Annotated in this window: 20 protein-coding genes; 9 read left to right on the forward strand and 11 right to left on the reverse strand. The window is 71.4% G+C overall.

Annotated elements, in window-relative coordinates; all coding sequences use genetic code 11:
- Positions 1-116 precede the first annotated feature (116 nt).
- The 3 genes from BMX74_RS05635 to BMX74_RS05645 form a co-directional block, all read right to left on the reverse strand.
- Positions 117-1304: a cytochrome P450 gene (locus BMX74_RS05635; RefSeq protein ID WP_055501924.1), complete on the reverse strand. Its 1188-nt coding sequence runs from the start codon at positions 1302-1304 to the stop codon at positions 117-119.
- Positions 1305-1347: 43 nt separating this feature from the next.
- On the reverse strand, positions 1348-2145 hold the full coding sequence (locus BMX74_RS05640) for an SDR family NAD(P)-dependent oxidoreductase (RefSeq protein ID WP_055501925.1): 798 nt from the start codon (positions 2143-2145) through the stop codon (positions 1348-1350).
- Between the two features lie 84 nt (positions 2146-2229).
- The gene (locus tag BMX74_RS05645) at positions 2230-2712 is read right to left on the reverse strand and encodes a hypothetical protein (RefSeq protein WP_091098754.1); all 483 of its coding nucleotides are present in this window, start codon (positions 2710-2712) and stop codon (positions 2230-2232) included.
- A gap of 182 nt (positions 2713-2894) precedes the next feature.
- Between BMX74_RS05645 and BMX74_RS05650 the strand changes: the two genes are divergently transcribed.
- Together BMX74_RS05650 and BMX74_RS05655 are read left to right on the forward strand one after the other, a co-directional pair.
- The gene (locus BMX74_RS05650; RefSeq protein WP_055501927.1) at positions 2895-3923 is read left to right on the forward strand and encodes an LLM class flavin-dependent oxidoreductase; all 1029 of its coding nucleotides are present in this window, start codon (positions 2895-2897) and stop codon (positions 3921-3923) included.
- A gap of 5 nt (positions 3924-3928) precedes the next feature.
- On the forward strand, positions 3929-5572 hold the full coding sequence (locus BMX74_RS05655; protein WP_055501928.1) for an MFS transporter: 1644 nt from the start codon (positions 3929-3931) through the stop codon (positions 5570-5572).
- On the opposite strand, the gene BMX74_RS05660 is transcribed toward BMX74_RS05655, so the two are convergent.
- A complete protein-coding gene (locus BMX74_RS05660; protein ID WP_055501929.1) occupies positions 5520-6539 on the reverse strand; it encodes a methyltransferase in 1020 nt (339 codons plus the stop codon). The genes BMX74_RS05655 and BMX74_RS05660 overlap by 53 nt on opposite strands.
- A gap of 168 nt (positions 6540-6707) precedes the next feature.
- Here BMX74_RS05660 and BMX74_RS05665 point away from each other — a divergent pair, with 168 nt between their 5' ends.
- Entirely contained in the window at positions 6708-7838 is a 1131-nt protein-coding gene (locus BMX74_RS05665; protein WP_055501930.1) for a cytochrome P450, read from the forward strand.
- Positions 7839-7854: 16 nt separating this feature from the next.
- Positions 7855-9855 carry a carbamoyltransferase C-terminal domain-containing protein gene (locus tag BMX74_RS05670; RefSeq protein ID WP_091098756.1) on the forward strand — a complete coding sequence of 667 codons (2001 nt, stop codon included), beginning with the start codon at positions 7855-7857 and terminating at the stop codon, positions 9853-9855.
- A gap of 22 nt (positions 9856-9877) precedes the next feature.
- On the opposite strand, the gene BMX74_RS05675 is transcribed toward BMX74_RS05670, so the two are convergent.
- On the reverse strand, positions 9878-11041 hold the full coding sequence (locus BMX74_RS05675; RefSeq protein ID WP_055501932.1) for a nucleotide disphospho-sugar-binding domain-containing protein: 1164 nt from the start codon (positions 11039-11041) through the stop codon (positions 9878-9880).
- A gap of 145 nt (positions 11042-11186) precedes the next feature.
- On the opposite strand from BMX74_RS05675, the gene BMX74_RS05680 reads away from it, so the two are divergent.
- From BMX74_RS05680 to BMX74_RS05700, 5 genes are all read left to right on the forward strand, one after another.
- A complete protein-coding gene (locus tag BMX74_RS05680; RefSeq protein WP_218153886.1) occupies positions 11187-11870 on the forward strand; it encodes an SDR family NAD(P)-dependent oxidoreductase in 684 nt (227 codons plus the stop codon).
- Between the two features lie 86 nt (positions 11871-11956).
- A complete protein-coding gene (locus BMX74_RS05685; protein ID WP_055501934.1) occupies positions 11957-12295 on the forward strand; it encodes a TcmI family type II polyketide cyclase in 339 nt (112 codons plus the stop codon).
- Positions 12292-12750, forward strand: coding sequence for a cupin domain-containing protein (locus tag BMX74_RS05690; protein ID WP_055501935.1), 459 nt, complete (start codon positions 12292-12294; stop codon positions 12748-12750). Before BMX74_RS05685 ends, BMX74_RS05690 begins: the two co-directional genes overlap by 4 nt.
- Positions 12747-14003 carry a beta-ketoacyl-[acyl-carrier-protein] synthase family protein gene (locus BMX74_RS05695; RefSeq protein ID WP_091098760.1) on the forward strand — a complete coding sequence of 419 codons (1257 nt, stop codon included), beginning with the start codon at positions 12747-12749 and terminating at the stop codon, positions 14001-14003. Before BMX74_RS05690 ends, BMX74_RS05695 begins: the two co-directional genes overlap by 4 nt.
- Before the next feature lie 537 nt (positions 14004-14540).
- Complete coding sequence (locus BMX74_RS05700; RefSeq protein WP_091098762.1) at positions 14541-16409, forward strand: AfsR/SARP family transcriptional regulator; 1869 nt, start codon at positions 14541-14543, stop codon at positions 16407-16409.
- Between the two features lie 38 nt (positions 16410-16447).
- On the opposite strand, the gene BMX74_RS05705 is transcribed toward BMX74_RS05700, so the two are convergent.
- From BMX74_RS05705 to BMX74_RS05730, 6 genes are read right to left on the reverse strand one after another with little or no spacing between them, the layout of a single operon-like run.
- On the reverse strand, positions 16448-17869 hold the full coding sequence (locus BMX74_RS05705; protein WP_055501939.1) for an acetyl-CoA carboxylase biotin carboxylase subunit: 1422 nt from the start codon (positions 17867-17869) through the stop codon (positions 16448-16450).
- Entirely contained in the window at positions 17866-18372 is a 507-nt protein-coding gene (locus tag BMX74_RS05710; protein ID WP_091098764.1) for an acetyl-CoA carboxylase biotin carboxyl carrier protein, read from the reverse strand. The genes BMX74_RS05705 and BMX74_RS05710 overlap by 4 nt, the downstream gene beginning before the upstream one ends.
- A complete protein-coding gene (gene accA, locus BMX74_RS05715; protein ID WP_091098766.1) occupies positions 18369-20024 on the reverse strand; it encodes an acetyl-CoA carboxylase carboxyltransferase subunit alpha/beta in 1656 nt (551 codons plus the stop codon). The genes BMX74_RS05710 and accA overlap by 4 nt, the downstream gene beginning before the upstream one ends.
- A 51-nt stretch (positions 20025-20075) precedes the next feature.
- Positions 20076-20381 (reverse strand): antibiotic biosynthesis monooxygenase family protein, encoded by a 306-nt coding sequence (locus BMX74_RS05720; protein WP_055503852.1) that lies wholly within the window; start codon positions 20379-20381, stop codon positions 20076-20078.
- Positions 20378-20743: an antibiotic biosynthesis monooxygenase family protein gene (locus BMX74_RS05725; protein ID WP_055501942.1), complete on the reverse strand. Its 366-nt coding sequence runs from the start codon at positions 20741-20743 to the stop codon at positions 20378-20380. The genes BMX74_RS05720 and BMX74_RS05725 overlap by 4 nt, the downstream gene beginning before the upstream one ends.
- On the reverse strand, positions 20740-21483 hold the full coding sequence (locus tag BMX74_RS05730; protein WP_256256784.1) for an SDR family NAD(P)-dependent oxidoreductase: 744 nt from the start codon (positions 21481-21483) through the stop codon (positions 20740-20742). Before BMX74_RS05730 ends, BMX74_RS05725 begins: the two co-directional genes overlap by 4 nt.
- Between the last annotated feature and the right edge of the window lie 2 nt (positions 21484-21485).

Genomic DNA, 21485 nt, shown 5'->3' on the forward strand with positions numbered 1-21485 from the left:
TTCCTAACTCCAGGCAATCGAACTGGTTCATCCGCAAGCGCGGCCGGCCCGCACCGCTCCGGACGGGCAGAGGCGCTCCGCGCGGAGCGCCTCCGCGCGTGGCACCTCCCCCGTGCTCACCAGGTGACCGGCAGTGCGTCGATGCCCTGGATCGCGCCCGGCGGGCGGGCGGTCAGCTCCTCCGCGGGCACGGTCATGCGCAGCGTCGGGATCCGCTGCCACAACGCCGTCAGCGCGATCTGCAGCTCCAGCCGCGCGAGGTTCTGGCCGAGGCACTGGTGGCGGCCGTAGCCGAAGGCGATGTGGCCGCCGGCGTCGCGGCGGGCGTCGAACGTGTCCGGGTCCTCGAAGACCTCCGCGTCCCGGTTGGCGAGCGAGCCGGGAACCAGGATGCCCTCCCCCGCCTTGATCACCACCCCGTCGATCTCGATGTCGGCGGTGGCGACCCGGAGGTTCGCGCTGTCGGCGATCGACTGGAAGCGCAGCAGCTCCTCCACGGCGGGCTTGATCGCCTCGGGGTCGGTCCGGATCGCGGCGAGCTGGTCGGGGTTCTCCATCAGGGTGACCGCGCCGAGGGCGATCATGGCCGCGGTGGTCTCGTGTCCGGCGATGAGCAGCGACATGGCCGCCAGCGCGAGGTCGTCGTCGGAGATCCGGCCGCTGCCGGCCAGCCGTCCGATGAGGCCGGCGGCGTCCGGTCTCGTCTTGTACTCGGTGACCAGGTGCTCGAAGTAGACCAGCAGTTCGGCGCCCGCCTGGCGGCCCTCCGCGGTGTCGAAGGTCCGCACCAGCCGGCGGATGGCGTCCTGGAAGAAGTCGCGGTCCTCCCAGGGAGCGCCGAGCAGCCGGCAGATGACCCGGAAGGGCACGGGCAGGGCGAAGTCCCGGTACAGGTCGGCCGGCGGGCCGTGCTCCATCATGTCGTCCAGGGACTCCTGCACGATGCGCTCGATGTCGGCCCGTCGCTCGCTCACCTTCTTCAGCGTGAAGTCCGGCAGGAACATCCGCCGCTGGACGTCGTGCTCCGGCGGGTCCATCCCGATCAGCGCCTGGCGCTTGCGCTCGGTCAGCAGCTTCACCTGCACCGAGATGACCGGGAAGCCCGGACGCCTGCGGTCGGAGGACAGCCTCGGGTCCTTCAGCAGCGTCCGGGCCTGGTCGTATCTGGTCACCAGCCAGGCAAGCTGCCCGGCATGGGTCGTCACCCGGCGTAGCGCCGGGCCCTGCCGCAGCTCCGCATACGCCGGGGGCGGGAGGTGGGGACAGACGCGGGCCTGGGGGAAGGCCGGCGGTGCTGTTGTCATCGCTTCTCCTGCTCGTGTCCTGAACGACCGGCCGGCGAGCGCATCAATGCCCCCCGGCCACGTAGATCACCTGGCCGCTGACGTTCCCGTTGGCCTCCGATCCCAGGAACAGCACGGTGTTGGCGACGTCCGCGGGTGTCGACACCTTGCCGACAGGGCGGTCCTGGTTGAGCATCCGCTTGATCTGCGTGTCGTCGAGGCCGGCGAACCTCGCCTGCGTCTCCTTCGGGAAGCGGCGCAGGAAACCCCTGCTCACCGTGGCCCCGGGAGCCACCACGTTGACGAGGATCCCGTCGGCGGCCAGTTCGGTGGCCAGCGTGCGGCCGAGACCGTGCAACGCCATCTTGCTCGACACGAACGCCTCGTCGCCGGTGGCCCCGCGGGTGACGATGTTCGCCGAGATGAGGATGATGCGGCCCCATCCCTGGCCCCGCATGGCCGGCAGGACGGCCTGCACGGTGTGGAAGGCGCCCTCGACGTCCGCTCGCAGCAGCGGCGACCACTCCTCGGGCGGAACGTCCTCGAAGGGCACAGGGGTCGTACGGGTCCCGTCCTGCGCGGAGGCGCTGAGCACGAGGACGTCGAGTCGTCCCCACTCGTCAATCACGGCGCCCACCGCGGAGCGGATGGCAGCCGGGTCGGTGAGGTCGTACTTCACCACCGATGCCTGGCCGCCTCGATCGCCGATGGCGCGCGCCAGCTCCTCCGCGCGTCCGGCATTGTTCCGGAAGGTCAGCGCGACGCGGGCACCTTCTGCCGCGAACGCCTCGGCCATGGCGGCTCCGATGGATCCGCTGCCGCCGGTGACCAGGACGACCTTGCCGGCGAGTCCGAGTTCCATGTTGGCTCCCTTCAGTGTGTAGCGTCGCGGCCGGGCGTCGACGTCGGCTCGAATCCGACTGAAACAGGCCGTTCTCGAACAGCGTCAGTAACGGGTCCCGGCGGTCGCGCTCTGCACCACCTGGAGCTGGTTGCCCTGCGTGTCGAAGGCGGTGCCGGTACCCGACGCCTGCCACGAGCCGGCGGAGGTGAACCTGCCGCTCTGCTGCACGCGCACCTCGCCGATCCAGCTTCCGTCGTCGTCGGCGTACATGAAATGGCGGAAGGTGTACTCGAAACCCTCGGAGGTGGGGCGCCACGAGCCGAGGCTGAGATGACCCGCCCCGGTCGTCGATCCGAAGAAGATGCCGTCGGCGACGAAGGCGAACAGGCCCGCCTCCGAGGGGATGTTCGGGGACTGGAAGGTCACCCGCACCGCCCAGGTGCCGAGCAGCGGGATGAGCCGGCTCTCCTTCGTGCCGCTGTCGGCGGCGGCGGCCGTCGTCCCCGCGAGCAGGCCGAGACCGGCCAGCGGGGCGAGGGCCCCGCCGCGGCTGAGCAGGCTACGGCGATTCAGCTCTGTCCTCATGTGAACCCCTTCCGGACTTTGAGGCTCTCCTTTATCCGGCAGGGTGCTCGAGCGGCGGTCCAACCGCGATCGGCCACCACTCGGCCGCTGCCTGCTCGGTCCTCGAGGCGAACCTGTGAACCTGAGCGTGCGGGCGCAGCCCGCCGCACTGATGGGGGCCTCACAGAAGGGACGGCCTTGGCATGAAGCTCGGTGTCAATCTCTCCTACCTCGACGCGGTCGAGGTCGCGCGGGAGGCCGAACGGTTCGGGTACGACGTCGCGGTGGTCCCGGAGGGGTTTCGCGCGGACGGCGCGACCGTGCTCGGCGCCGTGGCCGCCGCGACCACGCGAATCGGCCTGGCCTCCGGCGTCTTCCAGATCCCCGGCCGCACGCCGGCGATGACCGCCCTGACCGCCTCAACGCTCGACCTCGTGTCCAAAGGCCGATTCCGGCTGGGGCTCGGGGTGTCGAACCCGGACATCTCGGAGGGCTGGCACGGCGTCCCCTTCCGGCGGCCGCTCGGCCGTACCAGGGAGTACGTCGACGTCGTGCGCCGCACACTCGCCCGCGAGCCGGTCACCCACAACGGCGCGCACTACCGGCTGCCGCCCGAGGGGTGCACGGCGGCACCGTTGCGGCTGTACAGCGAGCCCGTGGCCGAGCCCATCCCGATCTATCTCGCCGCCGTCGCGCCCGGCGCGCTGGAGCTGGCCGGTGAGATCGCCGACGGCTGGCTGGGGGCGTTCTCCCCGCCGGACGAGCTGCCGAAGACCATCGAGTCGCTGCGCGCCGGCAGGCTGCGCGCCGGGCTGCCGCTCGACGGGTTCGAGGTGCTCTGCGGAATCCCCATGGCGCTGGGCGCCGACGTCGAGGCGGCCGCCATGCCGATTCGCGGCTACCTGTCGCACTTCCTCGGCATGGGCGGCCGCAGCCGCAACGTCTACCTCTCGCTGTTCGAGCGTATGGGGTACGGCAGCGAGACCGGCACCGTGCACGAGCGCATGGCCGCGGGCGACCCGCACGCCGCCGCCGCGGCGGTGCCGGCCGGCCTGGTGGACCGCATCTCGCTCCTCGGCACCCCGGACCGGATCGCCGCCCGGATGCGGGCGTACGCGGAGCAGGGCATCACCACGCTGGTGATCTCACCCTTCGGCGGCACGACGGCCGAGCGGGTCCAGATCCTGCGGACCGCCGCGACGGCGCTCCGCCGAGCCGGCCTCGCGGCCTGACCGCCATGGGCACCCGCGGATCGAGCCGTTGGGGGGCCGCGCTGCGCGGGCTGCGCGGCAACCCCTGGGCGGTGATGACGACCACCTGCCTCGGATACTTCATCACGATCCTGAACTCCACCTCGGTCAGCATCGCCGTACCGGAGATCCAGGCCGGCCTCGGCGCGAGTCTCAGCGAGGTGCTGTGGGTGGTCGGCGGCTACGTGCTGGCCCTCGCCGTGCTGACCGTCACCGCCGGCCGGCTCGGGGACATCGCGGGCCCGCGGAACGTCTTCCTGGCGGGGATGGTGGTGTTCACCGTCGCCTCGGCGCTGTGCGGGTTCGTCCAGTCGCCGTGGCAGCTCATCGCCGCCCGCCTGCTCCAGGGCGTCGGCGCGGCCCTGATCATCCCGCAGACGCTCACGATGATGACCCTCGTCTTCCCGCCGGAGCGGCGGGGGCGGGCCGCCATGGTGTGGGGCGTGACCGCCGGACTCGCCGGCGTGGCGGGCCCGACGCTCGGCGGCCTGCTGGTCTCCACCGCCGGCTGGCGTTCGGTCTTCGCCGTGAACCTGCCGATCGGCGTGTTGATCGTGGTGCTCACCCTGCTGCTGGTGCCGCCCGGACACAACCGGCAGGCCAGGCGGCTGAACGCGATGGGCGCGGCCCTGGCCGGCGCCGGGCTGGGCGCGATCACCTTCGGCCTGCTGGAGGGCAGGCACTACGGCTGGGGCACCGTTGCGTCGTTCGTGACCGTGCCGATGATCATCGGGGTGGGCTGCCTGTTCCTGGCCGGGTTCGTGATCCACCAGCACCGGGCGTCGGAGCCGCTGGTGCCGACGAGGCTGTTCGCCGACCGGACGTTCACGCTGATGACCGCCTCCATGGCGACCGTCTCCATGTGCGTGATCACGCTTTCCCTGACCATGACGCTCTACCTGCAGACGGTTCTCGGCATGCCGGCCGGGCAGGCCGGGCTCACGTTGGCGCCGTGGGCGCTGGGCATGACTTTCGGGTTCCCGGTCACGAGCCGCCTCGTCGAACGGTTCGGCGGCGAGCGGGTGCTGCTGGGCGGGCTCACCGTGTACGCTGCCGCCCTCGTCACCGTCGCGCTGCTCTGCAGGCCGGGCGTGGGCGGGCACCTGCTCGTGGTGCCGCTGGCGGTCGCCGGGCTGTCACAGTCCGCGGCGTTCGGGCCGATCACCTCGCTGGCGATGCGGGACGTCGGCGCCGACCTGGCGGGGGCCGCCTCCGGGGTGTTCAACACGATCCGCCAGACCGGGACGCTGATCGGGGTCTCCGTGCTGGGCACGGTGCTACAGGCCCGGCTGGACGGCGGCGTCGGGGAGGCGGCGGGTCAGGCGGCCGGGCCGTTGCCCGCCGAGTACCGCGGCCCGTTCGCCGAGGCGGTGGCCGGGGCGGCCGCCCGCGGCGAGGGAGCCGCGATCGTGGTGCCGCCCGGCGTGCCCGCCGAGACGGCCGAGCGGATGCGGGTGCTGGGCGAGGCGGCGTACGGGGCCGCGTTCGGCTCGGCGGTGAGGTTCACGTTGCTGGTGTGCGCCGCGAGCGTGGTGCTCGCGGCGCTGGGCTCCTACCTGAACGAGCGGGCCAGGGTGGTCAGCCCGGAACCCGTCCCACAGCCAGATACAAGTCGGTCCCCGTCGGCGTGATCCCGGCGAACTCCAGGCCGGCCCGCTCGAACAGGGCGGCGTAGTCCTGCTCGGTGCGCTCCCGACCCCCCATGACCAGCAGCATGTGCAGGTCCATCGACGGCACGAACTTGCCCTGCGGCGGGTCCTGCAGCAACGGGTCGGCGATGACGATCCGCGCCCCCGGCTTCGCCGAGGCCGCCACGTTGCGCAGGATCTGCTCGCAGTCGTCGTCTTCGTACATGTGCAGCGTCAGCTTGAACACGTACAGGTCGGCGCTGAAGGGTACCTCGCGGAAGTAGTCGCCGGTCACCAGCGCACAACGGTCGGAGAACCGGCCGGACAGCAGGTCGTCGTCGACCACGGCCAGCGTGGCCTCGGTGTCGAACCAGACTCCGGACAGGTGCGGGGCGTGCTCCAGGATCGTGCGCAGCAGCGTCCCCTCCCCCGCGCCCATGTCGGCGACGGTGCCGGCCTCCTCCAGGGGCAGCGCCCGCACCAGACTCGGGTTCATCCGGTCCGACCAGGACGTCATCCCGCGGAACATCCGCGCCTGCGCCTCGGGGTGGTCCTTGAGGTAGCCGAAGAAGTCGGTGCCGAAGACGTCGGGGAACAGACACTTTCCGGCGCGGACCGCCTCGGCGAGCTTGCCCCACATGACCCAGCCCCAGTCGGACGGGGTGAGCAGGGTGTGGATCAGGCCGCCAGGGGCGTCCCTCCGCATCGTGCGGGACATGTCCGTGTGCCGGTACACGCCCGGGGTCACCTGCTCGAAGATGCCGTACGCGGCGAGCGCGCGCAGCAGGCGGGCCAGCGCCTTCGGCTCGGCCGCGACCTGCGCGGCGATCTCGGCCACCGGTGTGGGCCCGTCGCCGACCGCATCGGCCAGGCCGAGCTCCGCCGCTGCCCGCACGATCGCGGCGTCGTGCACCGAGTTGGACAGGCGGCGCACCCTGTCCGCGGGAGACGGTTCCGCTGTGCTGGTCATTTCCGTTTCCTCTCACCACCTGGTGGACGATGTGCCGGCCTCATCGTGTGCTCGGCCGCTCGAACACCGAGCGAAACCAGGACGAGAGTCAAGCGCCGCTTGCGGACGCCTTGAGCCGCCGCGCCCATCGTCGTGGATGACGACACCTCGGAGAGCAGGAGACCACCGATGACGCTCAAGTTCCCGTTCGACTGGCCGCCCGGGGCACAACTGCCGGAGGAACTCGCCACGCTCCGGGACGAGCCGGTGGTGCGGGCTGTCATGCCGAGCGGCGATCCGGTCTGGCTGGTGACGCGCTACGCGGACGTCCGGGCGGTGCTGTCGGACCGGCGCCTGAGCCGCAACAGGGAGCGCCCCGGCGCGCCGCGCATGACCGCGGCGGCGCCGACCAAGATGTTCCAGAACCCGAAGATCGACCGGGATCCACCTGAGCACACCCGCATGCGGCGGCTGATGACCAAGGCGTTCACCCCGGCGCGGATCGAGCGGCTCGGGCCCTACGTCAAGGAGGTGGTGACGGAGTTGCTGGACCGGTGGCGCGAGCCGCCGGTGGACCTCGTCTCCGAGTTCGCCTTGCCGCTGACCTTGCGCGTCATCTGCCGCCTGCTCGGTGTCCCGGTGGCCGACCAGGAGCGCTTCCGCACCGGGCTGGGCGAGGCGTGGCAGTACATCGGCGAGCTGATCGAGGTCAAGCGGGCGAACCCGGGCGACGACCTGATCAGCGAGCTGATCGGCGTGCACGACGACCAGGACGGGCGGCTGAGCACGCACGAGCTGCACGTGTGGTGCACCGTGTTGCTGATAGCCGGGCACGAGACGACCGCGGCGCAGATCGGCAGCGGCGCGGTGCTCCTCATGGAGCACCCCGACCAACTCGCCCTGCTGCGCTCCGAACCGGAGCGGATCCCCGACGCGGTGGAGGAACTGCTCCGCTTCCAGGTGGCCGGCCACTCGCTGTCGATGCTGCGGTACGTCACGGAGGACATCGAGGTCGGCGGGGTCACCATACCGGCCGGCTCCGGCGTGGTGCCCGTGCTGGAGTCCGCCAACGTCGACGAATCGGTCTTCCCCGGCCCGCTGCGCCTCGACATCACCAGGGACGCGAGGGACCAGATCGCCTTCAGCTCCGGCCCGCACTACTGCCTGGGCGCGGCGCTGGCCAGGCTGGAGCTGCGAACCGCGTTCGCCGCGCTGATCGAGCGGTTCCCCGCCCTGCGGCTCGCGGTCGACGTCAGCGAGCTCAGGCACCACGACAATCCGTTCGAACTCGGCTTCGTCGAAGTCCCCGTCACCTGGTGACCACCGGAGGAAAAAGATGCGAGACGGCTATTACCTTTCGAGCTACCTGACCACCCCGGGACTGCACCGGCTGGCGATGGTGTCCTACCGGCACGACAACAACATCTCGCTGTGGCACAAGCAGGGATCGCAGATCCAGCTCCTCGGTCACTGGGAGTTCGAGCGGATGAGCGGCCTGAAGCACCATCGCACGCCGTTCCTGACCATGGAGGACCTGCACTCGTTCGTGAACGGCCTGCTCAGCGCCTTCGGACTGTCGCTCGACGACATGACCGAGGTGTGGGGCACTCCAGGGCTGGCCACCACGAACGACTACCACTTCGTCGAGGAGTACCCGGAGCTCTCCTTCCACAGCATCGCGCACCTCTACAGCGCGATGCTGCTGGACAGCGAGACGTTCTTCGACGGCGACATCCTCGGGCTCGCCGTGGACGGCGGGCCCGACCGCATGCTCGACCAGCAGTACAAGCGCTACTGGTTCAGCGGCGCGGTCAGCCGCCGCGGCGTCGTCGAGACCTTCCCCGTCGCCTCGCCCGGACTGCTCTACAGCACCGCCAAGAACCGGTTCAAGATGCGCGAGGGCACGCTGATGGCGCTCGCGACGGCCACCACGGCGGCCGGGCGGTGCGACCGCGAGAGCATCCTCGACACGTTCGACTTCACCGGCCTGGCCGCGCTGGAGGGGGCGCCGCGGGCGTTCGAGGAGATCGTGGCCCAGGTACGGGCGACGGCGAGCACCGACCCCGACTTCACCGAGGAGGAGAGCTTCGTCAGTGCCGCCATGAAGGAGATCCAGGCGATCTCGGTGATGGTCATGGAGCGCAGCATCGAGGCCGCGCTGGAGCGCTACGACCTCGATCCGGCCGAGACGCACCTCGCGCTCGCCGGGGGTTACGCGCTGAACTGCCCGACCAACAGTCACCTCATGGCCAAGTACGGCTTCCGCGGTCTCCTCGCCCCGCCGTGCGTGGACGACGGCGGGCAGGCTGTCGGCATCGGCCTGGCCGCCTTCCACAAGAAGACCGGCGGCGAGCGGTTCACCTTCCGTTTCCCCGGCGCCTATCTCGGGCGCCAGGACGACGACCTCGACGGCGCCCTGGCGGAATTCGGCGAGTACGTGGCCGACGTCTCCGACCTGGACCCCGACCAGGCGGTGCGGGACATCCTCGCCGAGCCCATCGCCTGGTTCCACGGCCGCTCGGAGATCGGGCCGCGGGCGCTCGGCAACCGCAGCCTGCTCGGCGACCCGACGTCGCGGGCGGCCAAGGACGCGCTCAACGGGTTCAAGCTGCGCGAGTGGTGGCGGCCGGTCGCGCCCGTGGTGCTGGAGGAGCACCTCGAGTCGTGGTTCGAGGACAGCAGGCCCTCGCCGTACATGCTGGAGACCTTCACGATCCGGGAGGAGCGCCGTGGCCAGATCCCGGCGGTCGCGCACCTCGACTACTCCGCCCGGGTGCAGTCGCTCAACGCCGAGCAGAACCCGGCGCTGCACGCGCTGCTGACCGCCTTCCACCGGCACACCGGCGTGCCGATGCTCTGCAACACCTCGCTGAACGACAAGGGCGAGCCGATCATCGACACCATCCGGGAGACGATCAATTTCTGCCTGCGCAGGAGAATCGGCATCGCGTACGTCAACGGCCGCAGGGTGGCCTTCCGCAACTTCGACTCCTACCCGGCGAAGGGGCCCTACCCGCGCACGCGCCAGCCCTTCACCGCGATCCCGGACACCCGGGCCAAGGCCGTGCAGGCCGAGCTGAACCCGTACGGCCTGCCCGAGCTGTACCTGCACGTGCTGTACCTCGACCTCGCCCTCAGCGGGAAGTTCGACCTGCGTACGGAGGAAGGCGCGGCGGAGGCGTTCGAGGCGGTGGACAGCCGGCTGCGCACCGATCCCTCGCTGCGGCAGGCCGCCGAGCGCAGTATGCGCCGCGCGGAACACCGGTTCACCGCGTTCGGTCCGGACGCGCTGCTGAACCTGGAGCTGGGCGCCGTCCGCCAGATCACCGGCGCGTGAGCGATCCGGCGACCCGGCGGCATCAGTGACGGACGAGGGAGGGACGCAGCCCGGCCAGCGCCCCGGCCACCTCGGCCGGCGCCGGCCGGCCGAGCATCTCCTCCCGCAGCTCGCCGGCGGCCCGGCGGGGCTCGGGGGCGTCCAGCAGCCTCACCGCCTCCTCCCGCACCGCCGCCGGCGTCAGCTCGGCCAGGCTGAGCACCGACGCCGCGCCGCCGGCCGCGGCCCGCCCGGTGTGGCCGGCGTGGTCCGGCAACTGCGGCACCAGCAACATGGGCAGGCCGTGGGCGAGCGCGGTGAGGATGCCGCCGGCGCCGCCGTGCCCGATGAAGGCGTCGCAGTCGCGCAGCACGTCCCGCAGCGGGATGTCGACCACGACGCGCACGTTCTCCGGCAGGCCGGCGAGCAGGTCGCGCTGCGCGGCGGAGACGGCGAGGACCACGTCCACGCCCGTCCCGGCGAAGGCGGCGGCGATCCCGCCGGCGATGAAGCGGGACGGGTCCACCTTGGCGATGGTGTGGCCCCAGCTCACGCACACGCGGGGGCGGCTGCGCGGGCGGGGTGGTCGCCAGGGAGAGGTCTCCGGGCCGTTGTATGGGACGTACCGCATCGGCAGCACCCTGTGGGCGCCGGGCACCTGCACGCTCGCCGGCACCGGGTCCAGGGTCACCGCGCCGAAGGGGTCCACCGGCCCGGCGCCGAATCGGTCCGCCAGCGGCGCCAGCGCGTCCGGCAGCACGCCGGAGGCCCGCTGCAGCAGGTCGAAGCCGTAGAGCTGGCGCAGGGCCGGAACCCCGGTGACCGCGGCGGCGACCGGGCCGGCCAGCGTCACCTGGTCGTACACCACGAGATCGGCCCGCCAGTCCGTGATCAGGCGGATCAGGTCGGCGGTCATGGACTCCGCGTGCGCCATCAGCATCCGAAGGGCCCGGGGCCCCTTCCCCTCCCGCCTGGGCGCGGGCCCGGCGGCACCGGGCAGCGGCAGCAGGTACTCCTGCACCATGCCGGCCGTGTCGACGTCCGTCCCCACGACCGCCGCCGGCAGGTCGGCTCGCAGGACGTCGCGGGTCAGGCCGGGCTGGCTGGCGAAGAGCACCTCGTGCCCGGCGGCACGGCAGGCCCGGGCCAGCGGGACCAGCGCGTACAGGTGCGAGGGCCAGGCCCAGGTCGTGAACACCACCCGCATGGGGCATCTCCTCCTTGGCTGTTCGCGGGCGCGCCCGCGGCCGTTCGCCGGCGTGCCCTCCCGCCTCGACGATGGCACCGCGGCCTGGAGAGCCGCTGGAGCGCGGCACCGTCGCGCGTCGAGCGGGGGCGGCCATGGTGGGTGGGTGAGCGAACCACGTACCGCCCTGATCACCGGGGCCAACCGAGGGCTGGGGCACGCGACCGCCGCCGAGCTGCATCGCCGGGGTCTCCGTGTCATCGTGACCGCGAGAGACGAGGACGCCGCCGCGGAGGCGGCCGCGCGGATCGGTCCGGACGTCCGCTCCCATCCGCTCGACGTCACCGATGACAGGGCCGTCGAACGGGCGGCGGCCAGGCTCGGGCCCGTGGACGTGCTCGTGTGCAACGCGGGGGTGCTGCTCGACGCCGGTGACGACCCGTTGACGGTGCCGCTGGAACGGGTGGAACGCACGCTGGCGGTCAACCTCCTGGGCGGGTGGCGGGTGGCCCAGGCGTTCGTGCCGGGGATGGTCTCCCGGGGCTGGGGACGGGTGGTCTTCGTCTCCAGCGGCACCGGGTCGTTCAGCGTCGGGCTGTGGACGGGGGCGCCCTCGTACTCGGTGTCGAAGACCGCCGTCAACGGGCTGACCGCCATGCTGGCCGCCTGCACCAAGGGGACCGGCGTCCTGGTCAACGCCGTCAATCCCGGACAGACGAGGACCAGGATGGTGCCCACGGCCGACCGGACCCCGGAGGAGGCCGCCGTGGACGTCGCCGACGCGGCCACCCTCCCCGACGATGGGCCGACGGGCGTGTTCCTCCGCGGCGATCAGCAGATCGGCTGGTGACGGCTGGAGCTGACTTTGAGCATCGTTCCACTGCCCGCTGCCACCATCGGGGCAGCCTTTCGAACTCATTCGCAGGAGGCGAGAACGTGCACAGGACTCTCATCGTCGCCAAGCTCAGGAGCGGCGACAACACCCGGCCGATCGCCGAGACCTTCGGCGAGTCGGACGCCTCGGAGCTGCCCCGCATGGTGGGTGTGAGCCGGCGGACCCTCTTCCACTTCCACGACCTCTACTTCCATCTCGTCGAGGCGGACGAGGACATCTCTCCCAACCTGTACAAGGCGCGCAGCCACCCGCTCTACGAGGACATCAACGCGCGGCTGGCCAAGCTGGTGGCGCCGTACGACCCGAACTGGAAGGAGCCGAAGGACGCGATGGCCACCCCGTTCTACGTGTGGACCTCTGACGAGGGGAGGATCCAGTGACCGCCGAGACGACCGGTGCGAGCGCCGCCAAGACCGGGAAGTCCGCCGTGGTGAAGGCTTCGGACGTGGCGCCCAATCGCCGCCGTGGCGGGGACATCCGGGTCACGCTCAGCCCGAAGACGGCGAGCTGCACCTCCGGGTTCGGCGGCGTGCTGTATCTCAAGAGCGGCGAGTTCGTCGCCGAGCACTACCACCCGTACTCGGAGGAGTTCCTGCACGTGATCGCCGGCGAGCTGGAGATGAGCCTGGACGGGGAGCCGGTCCGGCTCTCGCCGGGTGATTCCCTGCTCGTGCCGATCAACGTGCGTCACCGCCTCGTGAACGTCGGGGAGGGCGAGGCGCACGTGGTCTTCCACCTGTCGCCGCTGGCTCCGCGTCCCGACCTCGGGCACGTGGACACCGAGCGGCTGCCGGCGCCCCAGGAGGCCGGCCCGCAGGTCGGGGGGCCGAGTTGAGCCGGGAGGTGGTGATCACCGGTGTCGGTGCGGTCGCGCCCGGCGGCATCGGGCGGGAGGCGTTCTGGCGCCTGCTGGCCGACGGGCGCACCGCCACCCGGCGGATCTCGCTGTTCGACCCGAGCGGGTTCCGCTCGCAGATCGCGGCCGAGGTGGACTTCGACCCCAGGGCCGCGGGGCTGTCGGCGCAGCAGATCCGGCGCATGGACCGGGCCGCCCAGTTCGCCTTGGTCAGCACGAGGGAGGCGGTCGCCGACAGCGGCCTCGACCTGGGGGGCTTCGAGCCGGACCGGATCGGCGTCGCGATCGGCAGCGCCGTGGGCTGCACGATGGGCCTGGAGGAGGAGTACAAGGTCCTGACCGACGAGGGCCGCCATTGGCTGGCGGACCACAGCTACGGGGTGCCGCACCTGTACGGATACATGGTGCCCAGCACGCTGGCCGTCGAGGTGGCGTGGGAGGCGGGTGCGGAGGGCCCGGCCGCGCTGATCTCGACCGGGTGCACGTCGGGGCTCGACGCGGTCGGTCATGGGGCCGTGCTCATCCAGGAGAACGCGGCGGACGTCGTGATCGCGGGGGCGACGGACGCGCCCCTGTCCCCCATCACCTCCGCGTGCTTCGACGCGATCCGGGCCACCTCGCCGAACAACGACGATCCCGAGCACGCCTCGCGGCCGTTCGACGCGACCAGGGACGGCTTCGTGCTCGGCGAGGGCTCCGCCGTGATGGTGCTGGAGGAGGCGGAGGCGGCGCGACGCCGCGGCGCGCGGGTGTACGCCCGCATCGCCGGCTTCGCCAGCCGCAGCAACGCCTTCCACATGACCGGGCTCAAGCCCGACGGGCGCGAGATGGCCGAAGCGATCCGGGTGGCGATGGATCAGGCCAGGATCGACCCGGCCGACGTCGACTACATCAACGCGCACGGCTCGGGCACACGGCAGAACGACCGGCACGAGACGGCGGCGTTCAAGCGCAGTCTGGGCCGGCGCGCCTACGAGGTCCCGGTGAGCTCGATCAAGTCGATGGTCGGCCACTCACTCGGCGCGATCGGCTCCATCGAGATCGCGGCGTGCGCGCTGGCGCTGGAACGGCAGGTCGTACCGCCGACGGCCAATCTGCGGCAACGCGATCCGGAATGCGATCTCGACTATGTGCCGATCACCGCCCGTGACCATGCAATGGACGTCGTACTCAGCGTCGGCAGCGGTTTCGGCGGGTTCCAGAGCGCCATGGTGCTGGCCCGTCCCGCATAAGGGGCATCGCACTGACTCCGCACTCAGGAATCGGCATCCATGACCAGTCGAGTTTCGAGTCTGTCAATATCGCCGAAGGTTAGGCTCATAAGACCAGGGGTGTCCCCCACCCGCCCACGACGGAAGGATCTCCAGCGAGTGCGAGAGTCTTCGCAGGTCGTAACGGATGTCAGCGCGCACGCATGCCCGCTGCTGCAACACTGAAGCGCATGGCCGGGCAGGGAAGAGTTCAGGGTTTACCCTGATGTCCGCTGTCAGGATTCAGCAATATCATGGTCAGGAACCGCCATAGCCTGCATCCCAGCGATCTTCGAGTGGTTTTCGAGATCGCGTAACACGCGTCTGCTAGCTTCCTTTTGAGAGAGATCGTCCATTGTGCGGCCGAAGGCGACGCCGGGGTGAGTTGAGACGTCGCCGTCGGCCCACATTCTCGGGCAAGCAGACGGTTGGGGAACGACGTCAGGAAAAGCCTGCACGTACGTGAACCAATGGACGCAGGGGACGGTGCGCGTGGTGGAGATCAACCTCCTTGGACCCATGGAGGTACTCAGACAGGGCGCTATCTTGACGCCGTCGGCCCCCAAGCTGCGCACCGTGCTCAGCTTGCTGGCCGTGCAAACCAGCATTGTCGTCCGAACTGACAAGATCATTGAGGAGCTCTGGGAGGACAGCCCGCCGACGAGCGTCACCACCACCCTCCAGACCTACATCTACCAGTTGAGAAAGCTGCTGCGGCTGGGCACGCCACCGGATATGGACAGGGCAGGCGACACTCCGGCCGAGGCCGCGTTACGCACGTCCCCCTATGGGTACGCGCTGTTCCTTGACCCGGACATGCTCGACGCCACGCGCTTCGAGCGGCTGTCCGACCAGGGCAGGCGGGAGTTGGAGGCGGGCGACATGAACGCCGCCTCCGAGACACTCTCCCGCGCCCTGCGGCTCTGGCGCGGGCCCGCGCTGGTCGACGTCGGCCACGGGCCGGTGCTGCGAGCGGAGGCCCTGCGGCTTGAGGAGATCAACAGGAACACGCTCGAGCGCCGCATCGAGGCGGACCTCCACCTGGGCCGACATCATGAGCTGCTCGGCGAGCTCACGGGACTGGCGGCCGAACAGCCCACTCATGAAGGGCTCCAGGCCAAGCTGATGCTGGCCCTGCACCGCGCGGGCCGGCGCTCCGAGGCGCTCCAGATCTACCAGCGCACCCGGAGCACCCTGGCCAAGGAACTGGGCCTCGACCCGTCCAACGAACTGGAGCAACTGCACCGCGCCGTGCTGGCAGCCGACGAGAGCCTTGCTCTGCCGCGGCCCCGGTCACCGATCCGGCTGAGCCACAGCCGGCCGCCACGCCAGCTCCCGCCGCAGCGGACAGCGCTCGTGGGCCGGCAGCCCCAGGTCCGCGCCGTGCTCGCGGCCATGGCAGCGCGGCAGGTCCACGCACCGCCCGTGGTCGTCATCACCGGTCCGCCCGGTTCAGGCAAGTCCGCGCTGTGCGCCCACGTCGGCCACCGGGCCAACGACCCCTATCCCGACGGCCAGCTCTACGTGCGCCTGCTGGACGCCCAAGGCCACCCGGCCGACCCCCACGACGTCCTCGCCGAGTTCCTGCGCGCCCTGGACGTGCCCGAGGACCGCATCCCGGCCACGCTGAGCGAGCGCTCCCGGCTCTTTCGCACCTGGACCGCGGACCGGCACCTGCTGGTGATCCTCGACGACGTGGTCCAGGCGGACCAGCTCCTCCCGCTGGTGCCCGCGAGCCCGGACTGCGGCGTCCTGGTCACCGCCCGCAGGCAGCTCTCCGCGCCTGTGGTCACGGCGGTCGTCGAGGTGGGCCAGCTCGACGCCGAGCAGGGGCTGCGGCTGCTGACCAACGTGCTCGGCAAGCACCGCGTCGCCCGGGAGGAGGCGGCCGCCCGCGAGATCGTCCGCCTGTGCGACGGGCTGCCCGCCGCGCTGGAGGCGGCCGCCGCACTGCTCCAGCTCAGGCAGCACTGGCCGCTCAGCAAGCTGGTCAGGGGGAACGGCGCGACCGACAGGCACGGCACCCTCAACCATCACGAGCTGTTCCTCTACGCCAGCGTGGAGCTGAGTTACCGGCTCGCGCCGCCGCACGTGCAGCGCGCCTTCCGCAGGCTCGTCCGGTTCGACGTCTCTGCGTTCACGCCGCGCCTGGCCGCGCGCCTGCTGCAGCTCTCCGAACTCCAAACGGAGTCGCTACTGGACGAACTCGTGGAGGCCCAGCTCATGGTGACCGAGCCCGGAGGGGAAACGGACCTGCTTCAGTACCGTTTCCTGCCCAGCGTACGGGCAGCCGGCCGGCGGCTGCCCGCCGGCCCCTGCGGCGTGATCCATGGCTCGGTCCACCAGGCCGTCGGAGCCGGAGCCGGAGCCGCACCGGTGACGTCCTGATCCAGCGCACGCCGCTCCGGCGTCCGCCGGCTCACACCTCACGGGGTGCCGCTGAGCGCACCGCGGCCGCCATGCGGCACCCCGTCAGGAGAAATCCCCTCGGCCAGCAACGACGTGGTGTGCGTGCCCTCGCGGAAGGCGGGGTCGGCCAGCACGGCCAGGAGCAGCCCCTTGGTCGTGCGGATGCCGCGCCCCTCGATGCGGAACTCCGCCAGTGCCCGCTCCATTCTGGCGATGGCCTGGTCACGGTCCGGCGCCCAGGCGATCACCTTGGCCAGCAGCGAGTCGTAGTCGGGCGGCACCAGGTAGCCCGCGTAGGCATGGGTGTCCACGCGCAGGAACGGCCCGCCCGGCGGCACGAACTCCGTCAGCCCGCCCGCGCTCGGCGCGAAGTCGCGAGCCGGATCCTCGGCGTTGATCCGGCATTCCAGCGCCACGCCGCGCGGGCGGACCTCCTCCTGCGTGAAGGACAGTGGCCAGCCGGCTGCGACGCAGAGCTGCTCGCGCACGATGTCGATGCCCGTCACCGCTTCCGTCACCGGGTGTTCCACCTGGATACGCGAGTTCACCTCGATGAACGCGAACTCCTCGCCCGCCACCAGGAACTCGAACGTCCCCGCACCGGTGAAGCCCGCCGCCTTCGCCCCGGCGACCGCCGCCTCGGCGAGCCGGTCGGCAAGCGCCGGGGACACGCCGGGAGCGGGCGTCTCCTCGATCAGCTTCTGGTGCCGCCGCTGCACGGAGCAGTCCCGGTTGCCGAGCGCCACGACCGTGCCGTGCTCGTCGGCGAGCACCTGGACCTCGACGTGCTTGGCCCGCTCCATCAACCGTTCGAGGTAGACCCGGCCGTCGCCGAACACCGCCCGGGCAGCCGCGCTGGTGGCGCGGAAAGTAGCCGCCAGGTCCTCCATCCGGCGCACCACCGCCATGCCGCGCCCGCCGCCACCCGCCACCGCCTTGATGATCAGCGGGAAGCCGATCCGCCGCCCGGTGTCGAGCACGTCGGCCGTGGTGCTCACCGGCTCCGGCGTGCCGGGCAGCACCGGCAGGCCGGCGTCCGCCATCATGCTCCTGGCCAGCGCCTTGTCCCCGAGCTTGGCCATGACCTCGGGCCGGGCGCCGACGAAGACCAGGCCGTTACCCGCGCAGATCTCCGCGAAGTCGGGGTCCTCGGACAGGAACCCGTACCCGGGGTGCACGGCCTGCGCGCCGGTGCGCAGCGCGGCCTCGATGATCGCCGGCGGGTAGAGGTAGCTGCGTTTCGCCGGACCGGGACCGATCTGCGTCGCGACGTCCGCGGCCCGCACGGCGGCCGAGTCGCGGTCCACCGACGAATGGACCACGACGGTCCGGATGCCCATCTCACGGCAGGTCCGCACGATCCGCAGCGCGATCTCGCCGCGGTTGGCGACCAGCACGGTGTCGAACGGCCGTGACGGCCGACGCGCGTTCCCGGTCATTCGTCGGCTTCCTGGTCGATCACGATCAGCGGCTGGTCGTACTCGACGCCCTCGGCGTCGTCGACGAGGATCTTCGTCACCCGGCCGCCGACGTCCACGACGACCGGGTTCATCAGCTTCATCGCCTCGACGATGGCCACCTGCTGGTCCGGCTCGACGATGTCGCCGACCTCCACGAACGGCTTCGCGCCCGGCTCGGGCTGCCGGTAGAAGGTGCCCACCAGCTCGGCCCGCACCACGTGGCCCGTCGGCTCCTGGGCCGCCTCCTCGGCGGGCGGCGGCATCATGCCCGGCATCGTGGCCGGCATCGTGGCCGGGTCCGCGAGCTGCGGCCATTCGACCTCGATGCTCGCGCCGCCCAGCCGCAGGCATGCCCTGCTCGGCGGCCGCGGCGCCGCCTGGACGGCGTCGGCGAGCCCCCGGCAGAGGATCGCCACCGCGTCCCGGGCGCCTAGTTCGGCCAGTGCCCCGTCCCACGCGCTCGACTGCTGCGCGTCCGTCATATGGCCACCTTCTCCCTGTAGGTACCGAACCAGCGAAGCCGACGCCGGCGAGCCTCCCGCAGCGCGGCACCGTCCTGCTCGCGCAGCTCCCTGAGCGCGCACACCACCGCGTCGCGTACGAGCTTGCTCGCCGCCGCAGGGGCCTGGTGGGCACCGCCCGCGGGCTCCGGCACCACCCCGTCCACGATGCCGTTGGAGAGCAGCGTCACCGCGTCGACGCCGAGAGCCGCGGCCGCCTCCGGAGCGGCCTCCCCGCTGCGCCAGAGGATCGCCGCGCAGCCCTCCGGACTGATCACCGAGAAGATCGCGTTCTCGCACAGCAGCAGCCGGTCGGCCACCGCGAGGGCCAGCGCCCCGCCGCTGCCGCCCTCCCCCGTGATCACGCTGACCACGGGGACGTCGAGGGAGCCCATGACCCGCAGGCAATCGGCGATCGCGTGCGCCTGGCCGTGCCGCTCGGCCTCCAGGCCGGGATGGGCTCCAGGGGTGTCGATGAGCGTGACCACCGGCACCCGTAGTTTCCCGGCCAGCCGCATCAGGCGCACCGCCTTGCGGTAGCCCGCGGGCGACGGCATGCCGAAGTCGCGCCGTACCAGCTCCTGGGTGGTGTGGCCCTTCTGATGGCCGATCAGCATCACCGGCAGGCCGTCCAGGTCGGCCAGCCCGCCCACTACGGCGGGGCAGTCGGCGCCGGCCCGGTCACCACGCAGCTCGACGAACTCCCCACCCCAGGCGGCGACGTGGTCGAGCGTGGTCGGCCGGCCCAGCTCGCGGGCCAGCCCGACCACCTGCGCGACCGGCCGCTCGGGCAGCAGCTCTGGGTAGCGGATCACCGGATCGGTCACCGCCGGGTCCCAGCCCGGGCCCGGCGGTGCCCCCAGGGCGAGCAGCGACTGCAGGACCTGCGGCAGTTCCCCGCGCGGCACGACTCCGTCGAGCAAGCCGTGCTCGAGCAGGAACTCGGCGGTCTGGAAGCCCTCCGGCAGCCGCTGCCGGATGGTCTGCTCGATCACCCGCGGCCCTGCGAACCCCATCCTGGCGCCGGGTTCGGCGAGGATCACGTCCGAGAGCGTCGCGTAGGACGCGGCCACCCCCCCGTAGGTGGGGTCGGTCACCAGGGTCATCGTCAGCAGGCCCGCCTCGTCGAGGGCCGCCATCGCGTTGCTCGTCCTGGCCATCTGCAGGAGGGAGAAGACGCCCTCCTGCATGCGCGCGCCGCCCGACGCGGTGACGATCAGCAGCGGCAGCCGGTGCTTCAGCGCCTCCTCGGCCGCGGCCACGATCGCCTCGCCCTCGGCGGCGCCCATGCTGCCGCCGAGGAAGCGGAAGTCCATGACGGCCACCACCACTCCGCGGCCACGCACGGCGCCGCGCACCACGCGGACCGCGCAGTCCATCTCCGTACGTGCGCGGGCCGAGTCCAGCCGGTCGGTGTAAGGGAGGAGATCCTCGAAGCCGAGCGGGTCGTGCACCGACGGAGCGGGCTCGACCCGCGTGCCGGAGCCCGCGTCGAGCAGCCCCACCAGCCGCTGCTCCGCGGTCAGTTGCGCGTGGCGGCCGCAGTCGGGGCACACCCTGGACAGGCGATCGAACCGCTTGCGGTAGACGAGCATCCCGCAGCCTGCGCAGGACAGCCAGTCCGACAGATCCATCGCGGTCTTCGTGGTCCCATTCGGAACAGGTTTCACGAGTCGGTCTCCCGGCTAGTACGACGCTGTTACCTGATAGACGGCGAACGGCCGGCGCATTGTGCCGTCCCTGAAGGGGCGCAGCGGCGCCGTCTGCCGCTTGTGGTCCGGCCCCTTCTCCCATTCCTCGAAGTCCGCCAGGCTGCGCCAGGTGCTCACCACCACGAAGGCGCCGCGGTCGGTGACCGACTGCAGCAACTCGTTGGACAGCAGGCCGGGCACCCCGGCCAGCCGGGTGCTCGCCTCGTGATAGGCCGCCTCGATGCCGGCGACGTCGGTCGTCGCGTGATAGAGAAGCACCCGCACGCCGCGGTCCGTCATCGCGCCGCCTCCCACGCCTCGTGCGTGGCCGCTTCCGCGGGCGCGCAACCGGCCGTCCCCGGCAGGTGCGCGACGATGTGCATCGTGCTCATGGACCCACCCGAGCGGTAGGGGTGGAGCTTCTTGCGGTGCTCCAGGTGCCGTTCGCTGGTCTCGAACTCGCGGAAGCGCGGCTCGTCCACCCAGTCGCTCATGATGTGGTAGACCCCCTTCTCGTCGCCATCGCGGGCGAGCCACTGGCCGAGGTTGGCCGGGTGGGTGGTGACGGAGTCACCGACCTCCAGCCACACCCGCTCGAACTCCTGCTCCATGCCCGGTTTGATCTGCAGGCGGAGCATGACGCGGAACAAGGTCTCGCTCATGAGATCCCCCCGTCCACCGCCACGACGGAGCCGGTGACGTACCGCGAAAGGTCGCCGGCCAGCCACAACACGGCACCCGCGACCTCTTCCGGAGTGCCCAGGCGGCCCAGGCAGGTCTTGCCGGAGTACCGCTCGATCATCTGTGTACGCTGTTCCTCCGGCATCGTGTCGAACGCCTCAGTGCGGATCATGCCGAGAGCCAGCACGTTGAACCGGATGCCCTGCGGGCCCAGTTCCCTCGCCAGGGTCCGGAACAGGCCGTGCAGCGCGGCCTTGGTGGCGGTGTAGTGCGCCCGCAGCGGGATGCCGACCTCGATCGACTTCGAGCTGATGCCGATGACCGAGGAGCCCTCGGCCAGCATGGGGAGCGCGTGCTGGATCGTCAGGTGCACAGCGGTGAGGTTGGTGTCGACGATGCGCTGCCACTCGGCGAGGTCGAGCTTCGCGTAGGGGACGTGGGTGATCGCGGCGGCGTTGTTCACCACCAGGTCCAGCCGGCCGTCGAACCGCTCGCCGCACTGCTCGAGCAGACCGGCGATCTGCGTGGGATCGGTGAGGTCGGCGCGCAGGACCCCGTGGCGGCCGCCGATCCGCTTCAGTTCGTGCTCGAGTGAGACGGCGTTCTCGCCCTCCTGCCGGTAACAGGTGATCACATCCACGCCCGCCCTCGCGAGCGCCAGTACGATGCCGCGGCCCACTCCGCGCGTGCCTCCAGTGACGAGAGCCCGCTTACCGCTCAAGC

It is taken from the genome of Nonomuraea pusilla (genome assembly GCF_900109355.1).
Taxonomy (GTDB): domain Bacteria; phylum Actinomycetota; class Actinomycetes; order Streptosporangiales; family Streptosporangiaceae; genus Nonomuraea; species Nonomuraea pusilla.